Raw genomic sequence first — 3,472 nt, 5'->3', positions numbered from 1 at the left:
CCCTCCGCCCGCTCGCCCGCGTGGGCCGGTTGGGCCGGTTGGGCCGGTTGGGCTGACAGCGCCGCTAGGACGGCGGCGGCGGCGAGCACGCCGGCGACGATCGCGAGCGTGTCGGCGACGGCGGCCAGCGGCCCGGCGGCGTAGTAGCGGGGATGGCGCACGATCGGACCCAACCCGATGGTGATCGCGACCAGCAGCCAGCCACCCACCCACGCCCGGCCACGGACAGCGCCGATGCCCGTCACCGCGGGCCCGGCAGCCGAGGCGGGAGCCGGGGCGGCCGCCGCGATGGTGGACAGCGGACGGTGATGGAGGGTGGCGAGCGCGACCGCGGCGGTGCCGAGCAGGACGCCGGCCATCGCCCAGGCGCCGTACCGGCCGTCCTTCGCCGCGATGCCCCAGGCGACGGCGCACCATCCGACGAGGATCGCCGGCAGCGTCCGGTGCGTACCCGGGTCGGCACCTTCGGGCCGCACCGCGACCGGCCGCCGCGGGCCGGATGCAGGCAGAACCATGCCCGCACGATGCCAGAGGCGGGCCGGAGCACAGCCGGCGGACTCGACCATCGACCGTGCGGACAGGGGGAATAGTCCGGATGTACCACGGTTGATCGCGTCGGTGACCGCGAGGGGGTGCGGGCGGGTCACACCCGTCCGCATGCAAGACTTCCCCCCGAGGCCGGTCCCCAGGATCCGGCGCCCCCGGCGGCCGATGCCCGACATCCGGCCGCGGGTGTGACCATGAAGGTGCGTTGAGGAGAGGTCCGGCACAGTGACCGCAAAGCCAGAGGTAGTCGTCATCGGAGCCGGGCCGGCAGGTCTGACCGCCGGCTGGGAGCTGGTGAAACGGGACGTGCCCGTGACGATTATCGAGGGTGACTCGGTCGTCGGCGGAATCAGCCGTACCGCGCAGCGGGACGGCTGGCGTTTCGACATCGGCGGCCATCGCTTCTTCACGAAGGTGCCCGAGGTCGAGAAGCTCTGGCACGAGATCCTGCCGGATGAGGACTTCCTGCTCCGGCCGCGATCGAGTCGCATTTACTACAACGGGAAGTTCTTCGACTACCCCCTGAAGGCGACGAACGCGCTCGGCGGGCTGGGCCTGGTGGAGGCGGCACGCTGCATCGCCTCCTACGCCGCGGCCCGGGTGCGCCCGCCGCAGGACCAGAGCAACTACGAGAACTGGCTGGTGGCCCGCTTCGGCTGGCGGCTTTACCGCACGTTCTTCAAGACCTACACCGAGAAGCTGTGGGGCGTTCCGGTCAGCGAGATGCCGTCGGACTGGGCGGCGCAGCGCATCAAGAGCCTGTCCATGATGAACGCCATCGTGAACTCGGTGCTGCCCAAGCGGAACCAGACCGACATCACCTCCCTCATTGAGGAGTTCCAGTACCCCAAGTACGGGCCTGGAATGATGTGGGAGACCGCCACCGACAAGATTGTCAAGCAGGGTGGTCGGGTGGTCTTCGAGGAGAAGGTCCGCAAGATCCATCATGAGGGCGGCCGCGCGACCGGCGTCACCACCGCGGTGACCGGCGGATACGGACCGGGCGCCGGCGCGCCGGAGTCGTCGCGCACCGACATCGGCAGCGAGTACCAGTATCGCGCCGACGAGATCATTTCGTCGATGTCGTTCTCGTCGTTGGTCCGGGTGATGGACCCGCCGGTGCCCGACCACGTCCTGGCCGCGGCGAACGCGCTGAAGTACCGCGATTTCCTCACCGTCGCCCTCGTGGTGCCGGAGTCGGCCGGTTTCCCGGACAACTGGATCTACATCCACTCCCCCGCGGTCAAGGTCGGCCGGATCCAGAACTTCGCCTCCTGGTCGCCGTTCCTGGTGAAGGACGGGCGGACCTGTCTCGGGCTGGAGTACTTCGTCTTCGAGGGCGACGAGACGTGGAGCAGCTCGGACGAGGACCTCGTCAAGCTCGCCACCAAGGAACTCGTCGAGCTCGGGCTCATCCGAGCGTCCCAGGTCGAGCAGGGATACGTCGTGCGGATGCCGAAGGCGTACCCGTACTACGACATGCAGTACAAGAAGAACGTCGATATCATTCGGGCCTGGCTGGCCGAGAACGCGCCGAACGTGCATCCGGTCGGCCGTAACGGCATGCACCGCTACAACAACCAGGACCACTCGATGCTGACCGCCATGCTGACCGTCGAGAACATCGTCGATGGTACGAAGCACGACGTGTGGGAGGTCAACGTCGAGGAGGATTACCACGAGGAGGTGTCGTCCGGCGGCGCGGCCAAGCGCTGACGCCCGGACCGACCTGCGCAGCGCGGCGGCTCGGCCGTCCGGGACATCCGGGCGGGTCGAACCCGCCGGCCGCCGACGAAGAACCTGGCCGGGACCTTCGGTCGTCGGCGCGCGGCGCCTTCGGCGTGCCGCCGGCGGCCGACCCGGCCAGAATGCGGGACGGTACGCTCCGCGCCCATCCGGCGCGCCCTGGCGGCACCTTCGGTGGCCAGCCCACCGCCCCGGCCTGCAATCCGCGGTCTGCCCCCCGCGCCCGCCCGGCATCGCCGTGGCGCGGGGGGCTGCCGCACGAGACCTGCACCGGGTGCGGACCTGCCTGGTCGGCCGGATCGTGGCCCGGCTGACCGCGGCGCACCGCGGGCAACGTGGACGGAAGGGACTGACCGTGACGGATGTCGCGGTCCGGCCGGCGGAGCAGCTCCCCGGGCCGGTCGACCGGGTCGGGGACGCGCCCGACCGTGCGGGGCGGATCTTCGCGGTGATCGTGGGGGTGCTGGTGGCCGCCGCGGTCATCGTGCGCTTCACCGCCAACCAGGCATTGTGGCTCGACGAGGCGCAGAGCGTCGCCATCGCGCGACTCCCCCTCGGCGGGTCGGGCCTGACCATGTGGGACGGCCTGGTGCAGGACGGCTCACCGCCGCTCTATTACCTGGTGCTGCACGGGTGGATCGCCGTGTTCGGGGAGACCAACCTCGCCGTCCGGTCCCTGTCCGCGCTGATCAACATCGCCGCGGCGTGGCCGATGTTCGTCCTGGCCCGCCGGGTGGTGAACGCCCGCGCGGCGAAGGTCACCGTCGTGCTGTATCTGACCTCGCCGTTCGCGCTGTACTTCGGCACCGAGACTCGGATGTACAGCCTGATCGTGCTGCTCACCGCGCTCGGCGGACTCGCTCTGGAGCGGGTGTTGCGGGCGCCGTCGGTGCGATCGGTGATCGGCTTGTCCCTCGCCGCCGGCTGCCTGGCACTGACCCACTACTGGTGCCTGTACCTGCTGCTCACCGTCGCCGTGTGGTTGATCGGACTGCTCACCCTGCGCCCCTGGTACCGCGCCCGCCGCGCCCGCCAGCTCGGCGTGACGGCCGCGACCGCAGCGGCGTCACCGACAGGGCTGGGGTCACCGACGGGGCTGGGGTCACCGACGAGCGGGCCGGTCCCCACGACGCCGGGGACGGCGTCCATGCCTCGGCCGGGAGCCGGGGCGGCCGACGGC

The 3,472-nt window shown here is 70.8% G+C and carries 2 protein-coding genes and 1 pseudogene; 2 read left to right on the top strand and 1 reads right to left on the bottom strand.

Annotated elements, in window-relative coordinates:
- Positions 1–515, bottom strand: a pseudogene (locus tag ND748_RS28295) (hypothetical protein); the annotation flags it as partial.
- Between the two features lie 256 nt (positions 516–771).
- Between ND748_RS28295 and ND748_RS28290 the strand changes: the two are divergent.
- Both ND748_RS28290 and ND748_RS28285 read left to right on the top strand, forming a co-directional pair.
- On the top strand, positions 772–2,262 hold the full coding sequence (locus ND748_RS28290) for an NAD(P)/FAD-dependent oxidoreductase (RefSeq protein WP_251749244.1): 1,491 nt from the start codon (positions 772–774) through the stop codon (positions 2,260–2,262).
- 385 nt (positions 2,263–2,647) lie between these two features.
- A partial coding sequence (locus tag ND748_RS28285; RefSeq protein ID WP_251749243.1) for a glycosyltransferase family 39 protein occupies positions 2,648–3,472 on the top strand: 825 nt, incomplete at its 3' end.

Origin of the sequence: Frankia sp. AiPs1, from assembly GCF_023716945.1 — a bacterium.
Classification (GTDB): domain Bacteria; phylum Actinomycetota; class Actinomycetes; order Frankiales; family Frankiaceae; genus Frankia.
Note: the sequence above shows the minus strand (reverse complement) of the source record. Positions and strands in the feature narration are given on the sequence as shown.